The organism is Verrucomicrobiia bacterium (genome assembly GCA_035946615.1).
Classification (GTDB): Bacteria; Verrucomicrobiota; Verrucomicrobiia; order Limisphaerales; family UBA8199; genus DASYZB01.
In genome coordinates this window covers 26,199-46,095 of sequence record DASYZB010000154.1, presented here as the reverse complement: position 1 = coordinate 46,095, position 19,897 = coordinate 26,199, and the positions used below count along the sequence as shown (strand labels likewise).

17 protein-coding genes are annotated in these 19,897 nt (G+C 58.7%); 14 read left to right on the top strand and 3 right to left on the bottom strand.

The features are described 5' to 3' along the window. Positions 1-57 precede the first annotated feature (57 nt). The gene (locus VG146_22580; GenBank protein HEV2395147.1) at positions 58-3,003 is read right to left on the bottom strand and encodes a bifunctional fucokinase/fucose-1-phosphate guanylyltransferase; all 2,946 of its coding nucleotides are present in this window, start codon (positions 3,001-3,003) and stop codon (positions 58-60) included. Between the two features lie 418 nt (positions 3,004-3,421). Here VG146_22580 and rpmH point away from each other — a divergent pair, with 418 nt between their 5' ends. Genes rpmH through VG146_22555 form a run of 5 tightly spaced genes read left to right on the top strand, consistent with a single transcriptional unit; the run spans position 3,422 to position 6,508 of the window. Then, a complete protein-coding gene (gene rpmH / locus VG146_22575; GenBank protein HEV2395146.1) occupies positions 3,422-3,559 on the top strand; it encodes a 50S ribosomal protein L34 in 138 nt (45 codons plus the stop codon). Positions 3,560-3,568: 9 nt separating this feature from the next. Continuing rightward, positions 3,569-3,937: a ribonuclease P protein component gene (gene rnpA / locus VG146_22570; protein HEV2395145.1), complete on the top strand. Its 369-nt coding sequence runs from the start codon at positions 3,569-3,571 to the stop codon at positions 3,935-3,937. 11 nt (positions 3,938-3,948) lie between these two features. Further along, complete coding sequence (gene yidD, locus VG146_22565; protein HEV2395144.1) at positions 3,949-4,212, top strand: membrane protein insertion efficiency factor YidD; 264 nt, start codon at positions 3,949-3,951, stop codon at positions 4,210-4,212. A 6-nt stretch (positions 4,213-4,218) separates the two neighbouring features. Then, positions 4,219-5,994, top strand: coding sequence for a membrane protein insertase YidC (yidC, locus tag VG146_22560; protein ID HEV2395143.1), 1,776 nt, complete (start codon positions 4,219-4,221; stop codon positions 5,992-5,994). Between the two features lie 49 nt (positions 5,995-6,043). Continuing rightward, the gene (locus tag VG146_22555) at positions 6,044-6,508 is read left to right on the top strand and encodes a R3H domain-containing nucleic acid-binding protein (protein HEV2395142.1); all 465 of its coding nucleotides are present in this window, start codon (positions 6,044-6,046) and stop codon (positions 6,506-6,508) included. 208 nt (positions 6,509-6,716) lie between these two features. Here the strand turns inward: VG146_22555 and moeB are convergent, their stop codons facing one another. Then, on the bottom strand, positions 6,717-7,859 hold the full coding sequence (moeB, locus tag VG146_22550) for a molybdopterin-synthase adenylyltransferase MoeB (GenBank protein HEV2395141.1): 1,143 nt from the start codon (positions 7,857-7,859) through the stop codon (positions 6,717-6,719). Positions 7,860-7,880: 21 nt separating this feature from the next. Between moeB and VG146_22545 the strand changes: the two genes are divergently transcribed. From VG146_22545 to VG146_22520, 6 genes are all read left to right on the top strand, one after another. Beyond that, complete coding sequence (locus tag VG146_22545; protein ID HEV2395140.1) at positions 7,881-8,870, top strand: purine-nucleoside phosphorylase; 990 nt, start codon at positions 7,881-7,883, stop codon at positions 8,868-8,870. A 27-nt stretch (positions 8,871-8,897) separates the two neighbouring features. Further along, complete coding sequence (locus VG146_22540) at positions 8,898-10,391, top strand: ATP-binding protein (protein ID HEV2395139.1); 1,494 nt, start codon at positions 8,898-8,900, stop codon at positions 10,389-10,391. Positions 10,392-10,502: 111 nt separating this feature from the next. Next, complete coding sequence (locus tag VG146_22535) at positions 10,503-11,381, top strand: LysR family transcriptional regulator (protein ID HEV2395138.1); 879 nt, start codon at positions 10,503-10,505, stop codon at positions 11,379-11,381. Between the two features lie 17 nt (positions 11,382-11,398). Continuing rightward, positions 11,399-13,003 carry a hypothetical protein gene (locus tag VG146_22530; protein HEV2395137.1) on the top strand — a complete coding sequence of 535 codons (1,605 nt, stop codon included), beginning with the start codon at positions 11,399-11,401 and terminating at the stop codon, positions 13,001-13,003. Between the two features lie 127 nt (positions 13,004-13,130). Then, positions 13,131-14,564, top strand: a complete 1,434-nt coding sequence (locus VG146_22525) for a sugar porter family MFS transporter (protein HEV2395136.1) — start codon at positions 13,131-13,133, stop codon at positions 14,562-14,564. Between the two features lie 35 nt (positions 14,565-14,599). Continuing rightward, entirely contained in the window at positions 14,600-16,078 is a 1,479-nt protein-coding gene (locus VG146_22520; GenBank protein HEV2395135.1) for an NADH:flavin oxidoreductase, read from the top strand. 120 nt (positions 16,079-16,198) lie between these two features. On the opposite strand, the gene VG146_22515 is transcribed toward VG146_22520, so the two are convergent. Beyond that, positions 16,199-17,581: an MFS transporter gene (locus VG146_22515; GenBank protein HEV2395134.1), complete on the bottom strand. Its 1,383-nt coding sequence runs from the start codon at positions 17,579-17,581 to the stop codon at positions 16,199-16,201. 237 nt (positions 17,582-17,818) lie between these two features. Here VG146_22515 and VG146_22510 point away from each other — a divergent pair, with 237 nt between their 5' ends. The 3 genes from VG146_22510 (at position 17,819) to VG146_22500 (ending at position 19,875) form a co-directional block, all read left to right on the top strand. Next, the gene (locus tag VG146_22510) at positions 17,819-18,232 is read left to right on the top strand and encodes a YciI family protein (GenBank protein HEV2395133.1); all 414 of its coding nucleotides are present in this window, start codon (positions 17,819-17,821) and stop codon (positions 18,230-18,232) included. Positions 18,233-18,415: 183 nt separating this feature from the next. After that, the gene (locus VG146_22505; GenBank protein ID HEV2395132.1) at positions 18,416-19,579 is read left to right on the top strand and encodes an exo-alpha-sialidase; all 1,164 of its coding nucleotides are present in this window, start codon (positions 18,416-18,418) and stop codon (positions 19,577-19,579) included. Further along, positions 19,576-19,875, top strand: coding sequence for a MoaD/ThiS family protein (locus VG146_22500; GenBank protein ID HEV2395131.1), 300 nt, complete (start codon positions 19,576-19,578; stop codon positions 19,873-19,875). Before VG146_22505 ends, VG146_22500 begins: the two co-directional genes overlap by 4 nt. Positions 19,876-19,897 lie beyond the last annotated feature (22 nt).

Below are 19,897 nucleotides of genomic sequence, written 5' to 3'. Positions count from 1 at the left end.
TTTGCCATCAGCCCGGAAATTTCAAGTTTTACAATCTCAGTCACCAAGTCCCGGCCCTCAGCTTCGTGTCAGTTCGAGTCCGGTTTCCGAGACTGCAAAATCGACAAAGCGGGCGCGCGCATTTGGCGGGTGCCGGATCAGCTTCTGTTTGATCCGCGCAGCGGCGGTTTCGTCCTCGGCAAACAACAGCAGGTAGCCTCCCCCGCCCGCCCCCAACAATTTGGCTGCGGCGACCTCATCCTGGACCCTGCCCAGGATTTCCCGCACCGGCGGCGGGTTTGTGCCTGGGTCAAGCCGTTGATTGAGCGCCCAACTCCGGCGCACCGCATCCACGAGCATCGCGTAATTGCACTTTTGAATGGCGGCCCCGGCAAATTCCGCGTTCTGCCCAATTTCCTGGATGATCTCCAGGTGCGCCGGTGAATTTAGAAAAAGCCCACGAACAATTTCCCCCAGAACATTGCGGGCGAGGCGTGTCAGGCCAGTGTAATAGAGAAGGATGGAGCGGTTGGCGTACTCGTGGCCGAACAAGTGGTCCGGGAGCCAGCGCAAGGTCGGTTGCTGGGCCAGGCCCGGCGCGGTCTCAATCAACTTAATCCCGCGGAACAGCGCCCCGGCCTGGTCCTGCCAACCGCCACCGGTGGTGAGCATCTGTTCCAGCGCCAAGGTGCGCGTAAACAGGACGTGTCGGTCCCACCCCAACCCGCACAGATCGCTCAGGGCTGCGAGCACGGTTGCCGCCAGAACGCTGCTGGTGCCCAGCCCCGACCCTTTCGGAATCGCCGAGAGCAAGGACAACTCGATCCCCCCGCCAAAACCCTCAAGCTGCTTCTCCAGACTCGAGAAACGCGCTGAGGCGTTGAACCGAGGCAGAAATCCCGCCAGCGCCAGCGCTGCTTTGGGCAAAGCAAACGGGTTCTGCGGTGTGCCAAAAGTGTCCAGCTCCGCGTATGTCCGCACACGTTCTTCGGCGCCCAAATCAATGGAATGGAGGACGATCTCTTGCCGCTGGCAAACCCTGGCAAAGACCTGGACTGGCGGCTGCCCGTTTAGGTTCACGGCAAGGTTTAGCACCTTGCCGCCATACTCGATGCAGTAAGGCGGTGTGTCGGTCCAGCCTCCCGCCAGGTCGAAGCGGACAGGACTGCGAGCCCAGACAATCTGATCCTCTTTAATGGCGCAGCGCGGCGTCGTAGGCGAGAGTTGGGCCTCGTGGATGAGCAACTCCCGCAGTTTCGCAAAAGCCGACTGCTCGAACTCCTGCCAGGAGGGAGCCTGCCGATGCCTCAAAACAGCCGAGCGAAACATTCGGCCGTGGACCGGTTGCATCGGGTCGGCATGGCCGTCCAAGGATAAAGTGGGCACTTCGTTTCCCGTAGCCGCAAAGGCGCGAGCGGTGCCTTCAAGGTCCAGTCTAAAAAAAACGCTCGAACGGAAGTTCTTGAGCATCGGGAGCAGGCAGCCGTTGCGTAAGCGTCCTCGCTGGGCATAAAGCCGAGGCAGATTGACCCGTTGGCAAAGCTCTTGAGCTGAAAAACGTGGCAGGCTGCGCCACAGTGCGCTCAGTTTCTCATTGGGCGCCGGTTCCGAGGTGAAAAGCCATTCGATGAAGGAGCCTTGAAGTTGCTCCTTCGAGAGAACCGGAAAGAGTTGGCATGCCTGGATATCATCTCCCAAATCAATTCCGCAGTCCTCCGGTTTGAGGCCGCGCGCGGTGAGCCAGTGTTGTGGCCGCCGCCCGAGCCAGCGGGTTTCCTCTCCGCCAAATCTCCCGGCAAATCTGTCTTTGAAACTATAGGCCCGGACGCAAAAATCGTCCGTCCCTACCGGCACGAAATCCAGACACACCCCGGGCGGGAGCTCCAGGCTCCAATCGTTCTCCGGGACCCCGGTGATGACATGCTCGGATGCCAGCCGCCAGGAAGACGGCACGACACTGTTTTCAATCCAAAGGGTGTGATTGCCTTCGCGACGCAGCGGCACATCGACCTGCGAATTCTGGGTCACCTGGTCCGGATGCCGGCGCGCGCCTGCCATCCCCAATTTGGTCTGGTCCAGCACAAGGTTTTGCAAGCTCGATACCGATTCGATCATTTGCGCGCTTGTGCCAAAGTGAAAGAATTGGGCTTCGGGTAAAGGCACGACCGCGCAGGTGAGGGCATTGACGGCTGGGTCAGGCGCCACAGGGGACTTGCCCAATGCCAGCCCAAATTGCGCATAAAGTTCATAGGGCGCAGTGGCTGCGCCTGCGAACTCCTGGCGTCGCTCGTCCCATCCGCACCGCTCCATCAGCACACGAATTGCCCGCTCGCTCAAGAGCCACATCCCGGTGTCCACCAGTGTGAGGTACTCCTCGGCTAACTCCCGGATTCGTGCAGCCGATGGTTTTTGAAGGAAGAATTCCAATTGGCCGGGCTGGTTGCGCGTCGAGAAGAAGACGCCGAAATCCTGCGCCTTCTCGGGTTCCAGCCACATCCCCAACCCCAGCACATCGACTTTTGGGAAAGGCGGAAGCGTGGGAGCAAATCGAAGGAGCACATCGCCGCTGGTGATCAGCGCGGCGGCTTCCGGCGCGTGGGCCAGGACCCGCTCGTAATAGGGCAATTGCAGGTCCAGCAGCGTTTGGTCCAGCCGCTGGCCGCGCGCCCAGCGGAAAACGGGTACGGGCATGAGCAACTTGCCTGCGGGCGCGTAGGCCGGCAAGCGCCTGCTCTGGCCGCCGGCGTGAATGATCAGCTTCTGGCCGTGCAGCAGCCAGGAACCAAACGGTTTACCGGAGGCATTTCGCCGCCAGGCCTCAACCAACAGATGGGCCGTCCCGCCACCCGAACCGAGCGGGCGCCCAACAGGGTCACAAGCCGCTACCCATTGCGGCTGTGATTTGCCTTCTAACTCTCCAAACTGCTCGGCCATTTGCGGCGGCAGCGTCAGGAGGTATTCCATAGAGACCTGGCCAGCCGCCGTTGCCGCTTGCGGAGCGCGCGAAGAAGCTGCGGAAAACACGCGTCGCACGTTAGCGGGAGGTTTTTGGACGAGCAACAGAAAAGGATTGGCACGTGGTTCCGGCCGAGCGCGACTCTCGCCGATTGACCGAGCAATGGAGGCGGCGGGTCGTTAATGTCCGATTGAATCGAAAAGGGCAGTCGAAGCTCACGATTTCCCGCCTCATTCAGGCAGGCCGCAAGTGAGCCTCACTCTGGACGCCAGCGCGGCAGTCGCTTTGCATTTTGCTGTTCTGATTGAATCCTAAAAGCCAGCCGCATTTTTCGGCCTGCTTGACACGAAGTCCTTCGCTGCTATGCTCTCGCGTCCGTTTCCGGGGTATTTCCTGGCCAGAGGTCAATTGAAGCCGTCGCTCAGTCGAGTGGGAAGTGCACGGTCAGTTGCTGTTAATTTAGCCCCCAGGGGAATAGAGTGATTTATGAAGCGACAATACCAACCGTCAAAAATTAGACGCAAACGACAGCACGGTTTTCTGAACCGTAACTCGAGTAAGAGTGGGCGGGCCATCTTGCGTAATCGCCGGCGCACAGGCCGAAAGCGGTTGACGCCGGTCTAATGCTGGCTCATGGCCGTGCAGAAATCACAACCGCTGCGGTTAGGCCCCCAATCCCGTATCAAAGAAGGCAGGGATTTCATGCGCATCAAACAAAAAGGCGGCCGGCTGGCCGGCGGTTGTTTGATAGCCAACTGGCAACGGCTTGCCCCGGGCGGCCAGTCGCGTTTAGGGGTCATCACAGCCTCTAAAGTAGGGGGGGCGGTAACGCGGAACCGTGCCCGGCGCCTTTTGCGCGAGAGCTTCCGGTTGCACCAGCATGAACTGACTGCGCCGGTGGAGTTAGTGCTCGTGGCCCGGCCCTCCATCGTCTCGAAAGGCTTTAGCGGCGTTGAAAAGGATTTTTTGACAACCCTGCGGAAAGCAGGATTGTTGGGATGACCAACTGGGCCGTGAATCCTGCTCAATACATTTTGATCCTCGGGGTGAGAGTCTATCGCTGGGTGATTTCTCCGGCCAAGACCTTCCTTTTCGGGCCTTTGGGTCAATGCCGGTTTCACCCGAGCTGCTCCGCCTTTGCCGCCGAGGCCATCGCCCGGCACGGAGCCCTCGCTGGAAGCTGGCTGGCGCTCAAGCGCATCGCCCGTTGTCATCCCTGGGGCGGATGCGGAGAAGACCCAGTCCCAGCCTCAAAACCTGCGACCGCTCCGAACTAAGACTTCATGGACCGTACTTCAATCATCGTCGTCGTTATTTGTGTCCTCCTGCTGTTCGCCTGGAAACCAATCCTGGATAAATTCTTTCCTCCACGCCTCCTTCCAGCGGGCGTTACCAACGCCCTCAACGCCTCGTTGAACGCCTCGAACCAGGCCCCGTCCTCGCCGGTTGCCCCAGCCTCGGTTGAAGCCCCCCCCACCCCCATGCTCCTCGCCGACACGAATGTCCCGGAGCAACTCGTCGAAATCACCAATCCCAACGCCCATTACACGTTCGCCTCGATTGGCGGCGGCTTGAAACTTATCGAGCTGCTCAAATATCCGGAAACCGTCGCCCGGCGAAGGAGCCAGAGCGCCCGGGGCGTGGCCACTCTCGACTCGTTCACGCCGGCCCCGACTCTGGCGCTGCTCGACGGGGCCGAGGTGCAAGGTGACAGCCTGTATGCTCTCACACAGACTACCAATGGCGTGCGCGCCGAGAAGACGCTGACCAACGGCCTCACCATCGTGAAGGATTTCGGCGTGAGCACCAATTATTTGGTGACTGTAACCGTGCGGTTGGAGAACCGCTCGGACCACCCGCTGAACCTCCCGGCCCAGCACTGGTTCGCCGGAACCGCCACGCCCCTCAATGCCCAGGATAACGGCTCGGCCGTGGGGGTGCTGTGGTATAACGGCGCAAAGTCGCAGGAAATCGGCGCCAGCTATTTTTCTTCGAGCGGTTTCGCGTGCATCCCGCGCACGCCTCCCGCCGAATTCCGCGGCGGGAGCAACAACGTCGAGTGGGTCGCTGTCCACAACCAGTACTTCGCCCTGGTGGTTATGCCGCACCAGGACGCCGCGCAAGTTGTGGTGCGCAAGATTAATTTGCCGCAACCGGCCCAGGAAGAAGTGGTGTACCGGACGGTTCGCCAACCGGTGGGCTATGAAGCAGAGTTGGTTTATCCACCCTTAACTCTGGCTTCTCACTCGACTCTCCAGCGGCAGGTCACCCTGTACACCGGCCCCAAGGAGTACCGCACCCTGGCGACTATCGCCTCCTCGTTCAACAACAACGTGGACGCCGTCATGGGCTTCGGCTTTTTCGGCTTTGTTTCCAAGGGGCTGTTGTTGTGGATGAATTGGCTCCATAGCACATTGGCGCTCTCCTATGGCTGGGCCATTGTCACCATCACCGTCGTCATCAAAGTGGTCTTCTGGCCCCTGACCCAGGCCAGCACACGCTCGGCCAAGCGCATGCAGGCCCTTCAGCCCAAGATCAAGGAGCTCCAGGCAAAATACAAAGATGACCCCGCCAAACAGCAGCGCAAGATGATGGAGTTTTGGAAGGAAAATAAAATCAATCCCATGAGCGGTTGTTTGCCTACGCTCATCCAGATGCCGGTCTTTTTTGGGTTCTTCTTTATGATCCGCACCGCCATCGAGTTGCGCGGCGCGCCTTTTCTTTGGGTAGCTGACCTGTCCGAACCCGATACGCTCTTTTTCATTCCCGGCCTTAATTTTCCCTTTAATCTCCTGCCGCTGATCATGGGAGGCACCATGCTCTGGCAGGCCCACCTGACGCCCCCATCAGCCGGCATGGACCCTAGCCAGGCCAAAATCATGCGCTATATGCCTCTGATGTTCATGGTCTTTCTCTATAATTACTCGGCGGGCCTGACTCTTTACTGGACGGTCCAGAATCTCTTGAGCATCGTCCAAACCAAGCTGATTCGCATGAACCCGGACACCGCCCCAATGGCCGCTCCGGTATTGACGCCGCCGCCGAAAAAGAGGAAATAAAGGCCAGGAAAACCGCAGCCATCGTGCTTTACTCAACTATTAACGCGCAATGACCGACTCCGTTATGCCTGCTGAACCCAAAGTCACGCTGCAAAAAATGCTCGACCTCCTCGGTTTCGCTGCCACCGTCGAGGAGCACCACATGGAAGACGGCATCCTGCTCGATGTCAAAACCGAGGATTCGGGGCGCTTGATTGGCCGCCAGGGCCAAACCCTCTCGGACCTGCAGTATATCACCAACCGGTTGCTATTCCAGCAAGACGCCTCGGCTCCCAAGGTCATGGTCGATGTGAGCGGCTACCGCGCTCAAGCCCGGGAGGCGCTGGTTAAAAAAGCTATGGAAGCCGCCGAAAAAGTCCGGCGTTGGGGAGATGTTGTGGAACTCGAGCCGTTGAGCGCTTTCGACCGGCGGATCATCCACCAGGCCCTCAAAGACGACCCCAACATCGAGACCCACAGCGTTGAGGTCGAAGGCACGGATAAAAAAGCGATTCTGCTCCGGCCCAAGCACTGAAGCGCGTTTTCCTTGGCCGTGACCAGTCAGTTTGAACGGGAGATAACAGAGAAAACAGAGGTGTGAACACGAAGCCAAAACTATGGCTTGCACCCGTGTGGCTGCCCATTAAATGGAGAGGCGCTGTTTGTGCCTCCATTGCTCACAAAGTGTTTCAAAAATCTCTGTTCTCTCCTTTTCCTCCTGTTTCTTTCTCCATGTTTCAGGCTTAGTACCTCGGCACCGCCGGATCGATTTCATTGGACCACGCCGTGATGCCACCCTGGACGCTCTTGAGATGTTTGAACCCGTGCTGGCGCAGGAATTCCAAGGCCTGCAGCGAGCGCATCCCGCTTTTGCAGTGAATATAATATTGCTGGGCTGGGTCTAATTCGTTGAACCGGTGGGCCAATTGGCTTAGGGGCAGCAGCGGCACCCCTTCAATGCGCGCGATGCGCTGCTCATCGGGTTCGCGCACATCAATGATTTTGATGCCCAGCTTGGGGTTCTGCAGGGCCTTCTGGAGTTCCTGGACAGTGACTTCGTCGGGATGCATCGGTTTTGTTTGAGAATTTAAGCCGCAAAACTGCTCGTAATCGATTAACCGGGTGATGGTGGGACGTTCGCCGCACACGGGACACTCCGGGTCGCGCCTCAGCTTTAGTTCGCGGAATTTCATGTCGAGGGCATTGAACAGCAACAAGCGATTGGTCAACGGCGCCCCGATTCCTGCGGCAAGTTTCAGGACCTCAGTCGCCTGAATCAAACCAATAATCCCGGGCAGCACTCCCAGAACTCCGCCTTCCACACAACTGGGCACCAGGCCCGGCGGCGGCGGTTCCGGGTACAGGCAACGGTAACACGGCGCGCCCAGGTGCGGCGCGAACACACTCGCCTGCCCTTCGAACCGGAAGATGGAGCCGTAAATGTTTGGTTTGCCCAACAAAACACAAGCATCATTGGACAAATAGCGCGTGGGGAAATTGTCTGTGCCGTCCACCACCAGGTCATAGGCCCCGAGAAGCTCGAACGCGTTCTGGCTGGTCAGGCGCACAGCATGCAGTTCGACTTCCACATGCGGATTGATGCGTTGGATTGTCTCGCGGGCTGAAGCCGTTTTCGGGCGGCCAATGTCGGGTGTCCCGTGCAGGACCTGCCGCTGAAGATTCGATACATCTACTACGTCAAAGTCCACAATGCCGAGTTTGCCAATCCCGGCGGCAGCGAGGTACAGGGCCACCGGCGACCCCAGCCCTCCTGCCCCAATGCACAATACCCGCGTCGAGCCAATTTTTTTTTGGCCCGCCGCTCCAACTTCAGGCAAAATCACCTGCCGCGCATAGCGGCGGAACTCATCGGCGCCAGCGTCCATTGCGTCAATAACCTAACACCTGTGCCAATATTAATTGAGAAACTCACCGGGAGCAAACGGCGAAATCCGGACTCGTTACCTGCCACCGTAGCGCAGGCGTCTCGCCCGATTCTCGGGCCGCACACCACCACCAAAAGCCGCCGGCCTGCACGCCTTCGCCGCCCCGCCCTTGGCGCAGACCCCTCGAAGACAGCCGTGCGTCTAAAGAAACTCTCCCGCTTGCGTCCGACCCTGGCAATTGTTTTGGGGAGCGGCTTCCAGAGCGCAGTTAAGGAACTGGAAATCGACGCGCAAATCCCTTACTCGCGCCTCCCGGGCTTTGCGCCTCCCGCCGTTCGCGGCCATGAAGGGAGCCTGCTGCTGGGACGATTAGGCGGCACACCAGTCCTGGTGCTCAGTGGCCGGGCCCATTTTTACGAAGGGCATCCAATGTCCGTGGTCACTTTTCCAATCCGCGTCCTGGCAGCCTTCGGGATAGAAGCCCTGTTGCTCACCAATGCTGCCGGGGGCATCAACGCGGCATTCCGCCCAGGCCACTTCATGATACTGACCGATCACATCAACCTGATGGGAGTCAACCCGTTGCGGGGAACGCCTTCTGAACCCGCCAACTTTACAGATTTAACGCGCCTATATGAGCCCGGATTGCGTCAAATCCTGCGCCGGGCAGCCCGCATCTGTTGTTTGGCCATTCGCGAAGGTGTCTATGTCGCTGTTAGCGGTCCGAGTTATGAAACCCCGGCTGAAATCAGGGCTTTCGCCGCTCTGGGCGCCGATGCCGTCGGGATGAGCACTGTTCCCGAGGCGATTGTGGCCCGCCGTTGCGGCCTGCGCGTCGCCGCCCTCTCTTGTATCACGAACTTGGCTGCCAGTTCAGGGGCAAACCCACTTTCACACCCTGACGTGCTCGAATCGGGCCGGCGCGTGGGCGTTTTGGCAGCGCAATTGCTGAAGAATTTTGCCAGACTCTATGGTCGCGAAGATTCGCATTGTGAAAGGCCAACCGCTTAGTAACCTGCCATCCGCAAAATTCTGCCGATGAAGCACGATATCACTTTTGCCCTCGAGAATGCCGGCTGGCCGGCCCTCCTGGTGGACGGAGCCAGCATTATCTGCCGCGCCAACTCCGCCGCCGTGAGGCTCTTTGGCCCTGCTTTGGAAGGCGATTTGCCTCACCTCTCCGCCGTCTGGTCGCCGGAGAACACCAGCAGCGCGGAGCAATTTCTGGCCCAATGGGAAAGGGCGCCTGCCCCTACCGTTACCCTTAAACTTCGCGGGAAAGGCGGGGCCACCTTGTCCCAACTGGCCTCCATCTGTTCGCTCAATCGGGATGGCCAAAAGGTGTTTGTCATTCAATTGTTGCCCGAGATAACACTCCCGGCGCGTGAACTCAAAGGGGCCAATGGTGATGCGGGCCTGGCGCACAAGCAGAAGCTCGATTGCGCCTTGCAATTGGCTCGGACCGTTTCGCTGGATTTTAACAATGCATTGACCAGCATCCTGGGCCATACCTCACTCATTCTGGGACAGATGGAGCCAGATCATCCCTGGCGCCGCTCGCTGCTGGAAGTCGAGAAGTCGGCTGCGCATGGGGCCGAAATTGCTAACGATCTGGGAGCCTTCAGCCGCCAGGAAAAGGATTCTCACGGCCAGACCAGCGGCAACCTCAATCTCCTGCTCCAGCACTCCGTCGATTTCTTCAAGGAACATCCACCGGCCGATCCCCTGGAATGGAATCTCGTTCTGGAACGCAAGCTCTTCGCCGCCAAATTCGATGAAGCCAAGATGCAGCAGGCATTCATGAAAATCCTCGAAAACGCCCTCGAAGCCGTGACCGGCTATGGACGCATCACCGTCCAAAGCCGCAACGTGGAATTGGCCGGACGCGCCCAGGACCGCAACGTGCAACTGGCCCCCGGGGCGTATGTCTGCATCGAGATTAGCGACAATGGCGCCGGGATTTCCGCCGAGGTTTTGCCCCGCATTTTCGAGCCGTTCTTTACCACAAAGGGCGGCAAACATCGCGGCTTGGGGCTGGCGTGGGTTTATGGAATTGTCACAAATCACGGCGGCGGTGTTGCGGTTTCCAGCCAGCCAGCCAGCGGCACATCCGTCCGCGTTTATCTCCCCGCAGAAAAACATATCGTTGGCGACAGCGAGATGGCGGCAAGCGACCTCCGCGGAGATCAAACTATCCTCTTCGTCGATGACGAAGAACCGGTGCTGACCTTGGGCCAGATGATCCTCTCGGCCTATGGTTACCAGGTCCTCACCGCGAGCACCGGACAAAAGGCCCTGGAGCTGATTGCGGGCAAGAAACCGGTGGATTTGGTTGTTACGGACCTGGTCATGCCCAGCATGAGTGGTCGCGAACTCATCGAACGAATTCGCCAGAGTGCGCCTGATTTGCGCATCCTCTCCACCAGCGGCTGTATTTGGCCAGCTGGCCAGGAACAGGAGGGCGCTTACCTCCAAAAGCCCTTCACCAGCCAGGAACTGCTCCTGAAAGTCAAACAGGTCCTGGAGCGCTAAGAATCCCTCAGGTTTGAACCGGCTGGCAGGGCGGAAAACCCTCTCTGGTTTTTTAATAATGCTCGAACTGATTCTGTTGACTCTTTCCATTATTTTCAGTTCAATCACTGCATGCAATTCGAGAGCCTTAAAGTATTTTGCGACCTGGCTGACACCGAGAGCTTCACAAAAGCGGCGCAGGTCAACGGGGTCACCCAGTCTGCCGTCAGCCAGACCATCAGCGCCCTGGAGCGCCAATTCAAGTCGCTCCTCATCGAGCGCAGCAAGAAGAACTTCCGGCTAACGTCTGAAGGAGAGGTCCTTTATGAGTACAGCAAACGCCTCCTGCAGGGTTACGAGAGCATTCACAGCAAACTCCAGGAACTCAAGAACGAGATTTCCGGCACGGTGCGCGTGTCCGCCGTGTACAGCATCGGGCTTCACGATCTGCCGCCTTACATCAAGGCCTTCCTGAAGGAGCACCCCACGGTGAACCTGCACGTCGAGTACCGCCGCGAGAACAATGTTTATGAGGATGTGCTGGGCAACATTGTGGACCTGGGCCTTGTCTCCTATCCGAATCACGATTCCAAACTGGAAGTCGTCCCCTTGCGCAAGGACCCGCTGGTCCTGATTTGCCCGCCACAACATGCCCTGGCCAAGGCCAAAACCGCCCGGTTCAAAGCGCTGGAAGGGCAGAAATATGTCGGTTTTGATTCTGACATGCCAACCCGCAAGGCCATCGATAGAATCTTCAAGGAACAGGGCGTCTCGGTCGAATACGCGATGGAGTTTGATAATATCGAGACGATTAAACGCGCGGTCGAAATCGGCTCTGGCATCGCCGTTGTTCCCGAGAGCACAATCCGCCAGGAAGTAGCCGATCAAAGCCTGGCAGCCGTGCGGCTGGAAGGCAATCATATGCGGCTGATGGGCGCCATTTACAAAAAATCCAAGGTGCTCTCCCCGGCGATGAAGCAGTTTTTGGAATTGCTGAAAAAGCCGATTTGAACGGCGCCAGTTCGGGCATGAAGGCAACCCTCTTGCTCTGCTTTCTGCCTGTTGTTTCGCTGGCTTCTTCGCCAGGCGAGGCTGGCGCAAAGGCCCTGCTGCCTGGCCGGGTTATCGCCGCGCAAACCGGCAAACTGCACGATGAATGGCCGGGTATTGCCGCCGCCACCAATGACTGGGCTCTCGCTCTGCGGCACAGGCCCGAGTGGAATGCAGTGTTGAGGGCCTCGCCGGATGCTGCGCGGGACCTCGCCGCGAAAGGCGCCGCCCTCGCGCAATTGCGTCTTGGTTACTCCTATTTCGCCGGGGACGGTTTGACCCAGGATTACGCGGAGGCTCTTCCCTGGCTGCAAAAGGCCGCCCAAGCCAATCTGCCTCCCGCCCAATTCCTGCTCGGTTTGGGCCGCCTGTTCGGCCTCGGCGGACCGGAGGACTTTTCAGCCGCTGTTGATTGGTTCGAGCGAGCCGCAACCAACGGCTTCGCCGATGCCCAATTCCAGCTCGGCGTCTGCTATCTCAATGGCGGCCCTGGTGTCAATCGCGCCCCGGCGCGAGGAGTCAAATGGGTCCAGCGCGCGGCTGAGCAAGGAAAGGCGCCGGCGCAACTCTTCCTGGCCCTATGCTACTCGAGCGGCCAGGGCATCGATTCGGACCCCGCCGCTGCCGCGAGCTGGGCGCGGCAGGCTGCCGAACAAGGACCGGCCGAAGCGCAGGATTTTTTCGGCACCTGCTGTTCAACCGGCTTCGGCGTAAAGAAGAACCCCGTTGCAGCCGCCGGTTGGTTCCGCAAAGCGGCGGAGCAGGGGCTAGCCGCCGCCCAAATGAAGCTCGCCGGGTGCTGTAGCAAAGGTTTAGGTCTCTCAACAAATTTGGCTGAAGCAGTCAAATGGTGGCGTCAGGCTGCTGACGGCGGCACTCGTGGGGCGTTCTTCAAACTCGGCCTTTGCTATTTCAATGCGCAGGGACTCCCACGAAACCTCCCCGCCGCTGCCGACTGTTTCAAACAGGACGCCATAAAGGGTCATCCCGGCGCCCAGCTTTACCTTGGCCTCTGTTATTGGAAAGGTATTGGAGTGGATAAAGACCCCGATGAGGCGCAGAAATGGTGGCGAGAGGCCGCCCTCAAAGGGATTGTTCCGAACCTCAACGAAGCGGCCCTGGGGGGCTCTAATCCTTACGCCGAATCCGAAGGGTACTGGCGCGAGGTTGCGGCCCAGGCAAACCCCGAAATCCAATGCTGCATGGCCGAGTTCTATCATCAAGGCCAGGGGGTCGCCAAAAACGATTTGGAAGCCCTCAACTGGTATAAGAAAGCCGCTGCACAAGGCGATGCCGTGGCGCTCCAGACGGCTGCCTGGCTGCTGGCTACCTCACCTGACCCTCACCTGCGTGATGGCCAAACCGCGCTGAAATTCGCGCAACAAGCCGCCCAGGGAAGCCGCAGGCGCAGCCCCAAAATCCTCGATACTCTGGCCGCAGCCTATGCCGAAGCCGGCCAGTTCAAACAAGCGGTCAGCACAGAAAAGCAGGCCATCTCCCTTTCCACTCAGGATGACGAGAGGGAGGAATTCCAGGGCCGCCTCATGTTTTACCAAACCAACGCGCCGTATCGTTCTTTTTAGAGTTCGTTGACCACCCTTTTAAGTTTGTTCCGGCGCCCTTTTTGCGCTATTGGGTTCCACCACGCACTTTATGAAACTGTCCAGCCCGCGCTTTCCCACTCTGAAATCAGAAATCTGAAAATCTCCAATGACCACCTCGCCCTCTCAAATCTCGAGCCCTGCCCAAAGCGCTGACCGCTTGACCGCGGTCCTGCTGCGCAGCACCGTCATCGCCGCGCTCGGCGGGTTACTGTTCGGCTTCGACACGGCCGTAATCTCAGGCACCACGGATTGGCTCAAAGCGGGTTTTGTGACCGGCATTACGGAGCGGCTGCAAGCCATGCTGCCCTCGATAGGCCCGGAGAGCCTGCTCGAATTCATGCTCGGCTTCACCGTAGCCAGCGCGCTGATTGGCACCGTCATCGGCTCTATAGCCGTGGGGCGCCCCGCTGATTCGTTTGGCCGGCGCGGCGTCCTGTCCCTGCTGGCCATTCTCTATTTCGTTTCTGGCGTCGGTTGCGCCCTAGCTTGGAACTGGTGGTCGTTTGTAGCTTTCCGGTTCGTGGGCGGCCTGGCGGTCGGGGGGGCTTCTGTTGTCTCGCCGATGTATATCGCCGAAATCTCTCCCGCTAAACTCCGAGGTCGCCTGGTCGCCATCACCCAATTCAACATCGTATTGGGCATTCTCCTGGCTTACCTTTCCAATTACATCATCGGCGCCGTCATTCCTGGGGCCACCCAATACCGCTGGATGTTCGGCGTCATGGCCATTCCCGCCGCCGCCTTCTTCTTCTTTCTGTTTTTCGTCCCTCAAAGCCCGCGCTGGCTTATCGCTCGTGGCCGCCTCGACGAGGCGCGCGAAGTCCTCGTCTCCTGCGGGGCCTCTCCAGCAAATCTCGATGGTGAACTGCGCGAAATCCAGGCATCGCTCGACCTCGAACACCACACCCTCGCCGAACCTTTCTTTTGCAAAAAATACCGGCGTCCCATCCTGCTGGCGGTTGCGATTGCCGCTTTCAACCAGTTATCCGGCATCAACGCCCTCATTTATTATACCCCTTATATCTTCAAAATCGCCGGCGCCGGCACTCAATCTGCCCTGTTCCAATCGGTCATTATCGGCTTCACCAACCTGGTGTTTACCATGGCCGCCCTGGCCATTATTGACCATTTTGGCCGCAGAAAACTCATGTTCGTGGGCTCGTTCGGCTACATCGTGAGCCTGAGTGCTGCGGCGTATGCCTTCTATACCCACACCGAAGGCAAACTCCTTCTCATGAGCCTCCTGGTTTTCATTGCCTCCCACGCCTTCGGTCAGGGGGCGGTCATCTGGGTCTTTATCAGCGAAATCTTCCCCAACCGCGTCCGTGCCCGCGGCCAAGCCCTGGGCACCTCGACCCATTGGATCATGGCCGCGCTTATCTCTTGGACATTCCCCGTCATCGCCTCTAAATCCGGCGGAAATACCTTCGCCTTTTACGCCCTCTGCATGGTCGGCCAGCTCATTTGGGTCTGGCTGGTCATGCCGGAAACCAAGGGTATTTCGCTCGAAAGAATCCAAAAGCAGCTTGGGATTGAATAGATACGCCGGACTAACCCGATCAGAATCCCTCCATGCTGAAGCTCACTCGCGTCCCTTCACTCAAGACGGTGGCCGATTTCCGCGCGCACGTTGCCTCGCTCGGAATCGATTTGCCATGTGAGGAGAGCATTCTCACCGCATCGGATTCGCCTCTGTCGCAAGCGGTCGAACAGGCGTTAATCAATGGGAAGCGCATTGGCAACCGTTACGCCGTGCAGCCGATGGAAGGGTGGGACGGCTCAGCCAGTGGCGGGATGACGGAGGAAGTTTTGCGCAGGTGGCAGCGCTTCGGCGAAAGCGGCGCCAAACTCATCTGGGGCGGTGAAGCCATGGCCGTGCGCCCAGATGGGCGGGCCAATCCGCATCAGCTTGTCATCAATCAAACCAACAAGGCGGACCTGGCCCGGTTGCGCCAGGAATTGGTCCAGGCGCATCGAAAGCTTTATGGGACTGCGGACGACCTGTTGATAGGATTTCAATTGACTCACTCTGGCCGGTTCTGCAAACCCCATGACAAGTTCCGCCTCGAACCGCGCGTGGCCTATCGCCACCCCATCCTGGACGCCAAATTCAAGGTCACCAGCGATGAACAGGTCTGGACCGATGCGGAGCTCGAGGCTCTGGTTCTGGATTTTGTTCGCGCTGCCAGGATTGCCTGGGAAGCCGGCGCGGACTTCGTCGATATCAAACATTGCCACGGCTACCTTTTGCACGAACTGCTCAGCGGCTTTACCCGGCCAGGGAGATATGGCGGTTCCTTCGAAAACCGCACGAGGTTGTTGCGCGAGATAGTTTCAGGGATTCGCGCCGAGGGCAATCCAATCGAAATCGGCGTGCGCCTTAGCGCCTTCGACCTCGTGCCATTCAAACCCGACCCCGCCCTCTCGCTGCCGGGCAAGCCCGGCCCGGGAATTCCGGAAGCAGTTTCCCACTTGCTCCCGTATCGCTTTGGGTTCGGGATTAACCAGGCAAACCCGCACGAATATGACCTGAACGAACCTGTTCGGTTCCTTGAACTCTGCGCGGAAGTGGGAGTCAAGCTCGTCAACTTGAGCGCTGGGTCGCCCTACTACAATCCGCATATTCAGCGCCCAGCCGCGTATCCGCCTTCAGATGGCTACCAACCCCCAGAGGACCCCCTGGCGGGCGTGGCCCGCCAAATCCAGGCCGTGCGCCAACTCAAGCAGCGCGCCCCAAAAGGCATGGTCGTTGTTGGGTCCGGCTATAGTTACCTGCAGGAGTACCTGCCGCACGTGGCGCAATACGTCGTGCGCCATCAATGGGCCGACCTCATCGGTTTGGGTCGGATGGTGCTCGCTTATCCGACAATGCTGGCCGATGCCCTGCAAAAGGGGGTGCTCTCAGTCAAATCAATCTGCCGCACCTTCAGCGATTGCACCACCGCCCCGCGCAACGGCCTTATCAGCGGCTGCTATCCTCTGGATAAGCACTACTCGACAAAACCCGAGTTCCAGAAGCTCAAGGCCATCAAGGCTGCTGACGGAAAGAATTGAGTTGCCGCAAAAGAACGCAGAGATCGCAAAGAATATGAATTGTTTCCTTCATCTTTGTGTCCTTTGCATGCTTTTGCGGCAGCTTTGCTTCGCCTCTTTCAAGTTTTGGCTTTTCCAATCTTACGCCGTGACCGCTTCCGGCTCAGCGGGTGTGGGCTGAGGTTTCTTGGGTGGATGGAAGAACAGTGCCAGTGCCAGTGCTGCCAGCAGAGCGGCGCCCAGCGGCACGAGGAAAAGGCCACGGAAGTTCACCACCCCGTCATGGGTGAACTTGCTCTGCATCAAGTAAGGGCAGACCGTATTAGCCACCAGCGCGCCAATCCCCAGGATCATCACGTTGAATAAACCCTGCGCGCTGGCGCGCACGTCTTTGGGGAAATATTCGTCGGCAAAGATATAGACGGTGGCAAAGAAGAACGCGTAACAAATGCCGTGGAGCAGTTGCACGATAATCACCGGGACCGCCTGAGGCCAGAAGGCGTAAATGGTGAAGCGGGCGGCGTGCCCGAGAATTCCGATGACCATCGTCCAGCGCCACCCGAGCCGTTTGAGCGTTGCGCCAAGGATAAACATCGTCAGCATCTCGGCAATCTGCCCCAGGCTCATGACCGGCATAATCCAGTTGCCGGCAATGCCGACCCCGCCCGCCTCAGGCTTAGCGGCCAGAAATGAGCCCGTCCAATTGAAATAGCTGTAGAGGACGAACGCGTCGATAAAAGTCACCAGCCACAGGACCAACACAAAGGGCTGGCGAAGCAGCTTGAGGCTCTCGAGCCACGCAAATCGATTGGCGCCCGCCTCGACCTTTTTAGGGGGCGTGTGGGGCAAGGTCAGGCTGTAGGCGGCCAGCAGCAGCGAAGAGATGCCGGCGACGATGAACGTCCAGCGCGTGCCCTTCTGGAGGGCCTCACCGCTCAGGCCCGAGCTCAGCACTGTGCCGAGCCAGTTGATCGGACCGTGCGGATTAGCCGCGCGCACCTTGTCCCAGTCCACCAGGATAAACGTAAAAGGCCAGGCGGCCAGAATCCATCCAATCGTGCCGCCCACCCGCACGAGCCCGAATTCCTTTTGGGCGTCTTTCATGGTGGATAAGGCAATTGAATTGGCGATGGAATTGGTCGGCACATAAAGGAGGCAATGCACCAGCATCAGCAGGAAAAAGGGCCAAAACGAGCGCGTGTAAGCCAGCAATAGAATCGCTATGCCGGCAATAAAATGACTGAATGCCAGAAAACGTTCTGCCGAAAAATGCCGGTCCGCGTATTGATTGCTAAAGAACATCCCCACCACGGCGGCAAGGGGAAAGGCGTTGAGGATGAGACTTTGTTGTGAGAAAAGCACCCAGAGATTGTGAGGAATAAACCCGGCCAGTTCCTGCGGCGGCCGCGACGCGGAAAAGCCCAGACTGGGCAGATAATTATAAATCAACGGCAGCCAGCATCCCCAGATGAAGAATTCCAGGATCATCATGAGGAAAAGTCTGAAGCGGATCGACGTGTTCATAGCTCAGTGCGGCCAGCCTAAAAAACCAACCCATCCCAGGCAAGCTTATCCGCAGCGGGCAGATGCGGAGAAAAAATTCCAACCCTCAACGCCCAACGCGCAAGGGAAACTCAGACTTCAAGGCACGACCGAGGTTGTTGTGAATTTTTTAAAATTCCTGTCCTGGCCGCTCCGGCTGGTTCGTCGTATTGTTGACGGAATACGACAATTAATAGTTAATAAAAGAAAGGCAAATATATGCAAACACAGAGCAAGACACCTCAATACATGCTGCTGTTCCGCGGTAATGATTGGCACAAGGGACTCTCTCCCGAGCAGATGCAACAGGTCGCCAGCCAATGGATGGCCTGGTTCGAACGCCTGACGGCGCAGGGCAAGGCGGTGGCGGGCAATCCGCTGGGGTTTGAAGGCAAAGTGGTTTCAGGCAAAAACGGGCGGATGGTGGCCGATGGCCCGTTTGCCGAATCGAAGGAAGCCATTGGCGGCTATTTCCTGTTGCAGGTCCAGAGCCTCGATGAGGCCGTGGCTATCGCCCAGGAATGTCCCGGGCTGGCCCACGGCGTGAAAATCGAGGTGAGGCCGGTGGCCGAACAATGCCCGCTGACGGGGGAAGCAGTGCCCGACGCGCAACTCGCCGAGGCAAACGCTTAAGCTCATTCAGCCCAAGTTCGGGCCCGGGGCGGTTTGAGCCTTCATTGGCTCAACCGTCCTCAGGCCCCTGTTTGGGACTTCAGGAAGGCCAAGAACGACGCAGAAAGGCTGGTCCGGGACTTTGGACCGGCTTGACGAGTATTTGAAAACGTTGTAGGCAGAATAAACACCACGAATTGTCCTATGGGAACCAAACCAAAACGGAAAGTAGCGGTAAAAAGGAAGCGCCCAGCCACCGGCGTGCGCCTGTTGGTCGGCACCAGGAAAGGGGCCTTTATCCTTACGGCGGACGGCAAACGCAAACAATGGAAGATCAGCGGGCCCCACTTTGCGGGTTGGGAGGTGTATCACCTCAAGGGTTCGCCTGTCGATCCAAACCGGCTCTATGCATCGCAGACCAGCGGCTGGTTTGGCCAAAAAATTCAGCGCTCGAAGGACGGCGGCAAGACCTGGGAGCCGGTGGGGGATAAGTTCGTGTACGAAGGCACCCCTGGCACGCATCAATGGTATGACGGCACGCAGCACCCGTGGGAATTCAAGCGTGTCTGGCACCTGGAACCCTCGCTAACCGATCCCGAAACCGTCTATGCCGGCGCCGAAGACGCCGCCCTGTTCCGCACAACCGACGGCGGCCAGAGCTGGCATGAACTCTCCGGGCTACGCAGTGCCAAGGGCCACCTCTGGCAACCGGGCGCCGGCGGCATGTGCGTTCATACCATTATCCTGGACCCCAGCCGGCCCGGGCGGCTTTTCGTCGCCATCTCGGCAGCGGGCGCTTTTCGCACAGATGATGGGGGCAAAACCTGGCGCCCGGTAAATTCGGGGCTCAAATCCGCCTTTCAACTTCCCGACCCGGACGCCGAGGTCGGCCATTGTGTCCACCGCATTGCCATGCATCCGTCGCGTCCGGATGTGCTGTTCATGCAGAAGCACTGGGATGTGATGCGCAGCGACAATGCCGCCGAGTCGTGGCACGAAGTCAGCGGCAATCTCCCGACGGATTTCGGGTTCCCGATTGACGTGCATGCGCACGAGCCCAACACGATTTACGTCGTCCCAATCAAGAGCGATTCGGAGCATTTCCCGCCGGATGGCAAGCTGCGCGTGTACCGCAGCCGGACCGGGGGGAACGAATGGGAGGCCCTTACTAAAGGATTGCCGCAGCGCGACTGCTACGTGAATGTGTTGCGCGATGCCATGGCTGTTGATGCTCTCGACCCGTGCGGCATTTACTTCGGCACCACGGGCGGACAGGTTTATGCGTCGGCCAACAACGGCAACAATTGGAACCCCATCGCGCGGGACTTACCTGCAGTCCTCTCGGTTGAAGTCCAGACCTTGCAATGAACATCCGGGTGCTATTGCCGGCGCATTTACGGACGCTGGCGCGCGTGGACGGGGAGGTCCAGGTTGAGCTTGCCGGCCCGGTCACCCTGGGCGCCGTTCTCGATGCCATTGAGGCCCGCTTTCCTGTGTTGCGCGGCACAATCCGTGATCATGTTACCTTGCGCCGCAGACCATTCGTGCGGTTTTTTGCTTGCGAGCAGGACCTGTCACACGAGCGGGTCGAGAGCGTCTTGCCGGACTTGGTTGCCAGCGGGGCCGAGCCCTTCCTGATTATTGGCGCACTGGCTGGTGGTTAATTCGAATTAGACGAACAAACTA